This is a genomic window from Sphingomonas sp. 28-62-20 (genome assembly GCF_002281505.1).
Map to the genome: position 1 here is coordinate 1 of NZ_NCGH01000079.1, position 1121 is coordinate 1121.

Below are 1121 nucleotides of genomic sequence, written 5' to 3' on the forward strand. Positions count from 1 at the left end.
CCCGACGACAGCTTGAACTCGGTGAATGTCCCGCCAAGCGCCTTGGCCATATGCTCGAAGCTGCGGCCGTCATCGATCACGATGGTCTTGGCCCCAACCCCTGCAAAGCTTGCCGTGAGGTCCTGCAGCAGCACCGACTTGCCTGAACCGGACTTGCCCGAGATCGCGACATTGTGGTTGCCGGCACTGTTCTGGAAGGGTGACCAGAATTGCGGCTGACCCCGGCGTCCGATGAAGAGCAGGTGCGGGATGTTGCCGCCGATGTATTCGCCCTGGATCGGCGCAATCGCGGCAAGGTTCGCCGAGCGCATGGTGCGCATGCGCTTCATCCGCTTGAGGTCGCTGTCGAGCCCGTCAGCCAGCAGCAGCGGAAAGTGCGCCATGAAGGCGGGAAGCTGGATATGGGTCTCGTCAATCAGATCCCACCCGCTCGCCTTGTAGAGAGCCTTCAGGGTCCGCTCGCAGGGCTCGCCCCGGCCCTTGGGCGCGATGATCGTGACAGCGTAGTAGCAGGACACGAGCTTCTCGCCCTGCTTGACCCGGTCGGCCACGAACTGCCACTCAGCCGCTTCGGTACGCAGCTTGGGCACAAGCTTCACGCCCTTGCCTTCCGCAAGCGAGCTTGTGCGCACGAACTTGTAGCCGGCCTTCGCTTCGGAAGACTCGTGGTTGGGGATCACCCCACAAGCTGTCTGCAAGACGGGACAGGGCAGGGAGAGCTTGGGGTTGAAGATGTCCCCAATCACCTTCTGGCTATCCCAGGGTGCCCAGCGATCCGGAAAATTGCGCACCGCCATGGTGCGCACATCGAAGCGCTCAGGCACGTAGTCCTTCAACTCGGGCACGCCATCGACTGATGAGCCGGTTGGCCGCAACGACTGTGCCTCAAGCACGAGGCGGTCACGCCCGACATGGGTGACGAGATCCCGCCTGATGCATTGCTCATTGATGGGATCGAACCGGTTGTATCCCGGCACTTCATCTCCAGCGCCAGTGGACGGGGCGAGGACCTCATCGAAGAAGCGGATGAGGTCGGTCGGAGCGAATTCCTTGACCGGGACATCGATGGAATCGAGGGCAGAAATGATCCCCTCGCGCATGGTCAGGAGGTCATCGGTCGA

The 1121-nt window shown here is 62.1% G+C and carries 1 protein-coding gene; it reads right to left on the bottom strand.

Annotation, left to right across the window (positions count from 1 at the left end; translation table 11 throughout):
- Positions 1–1121: DUF5934 domain-containing protein (locus B7Y43_RS20170; RefSeq protein WP_374133437.1), on the bottom strand; the 1121-nt coding region annotated here is incomplete at both ends.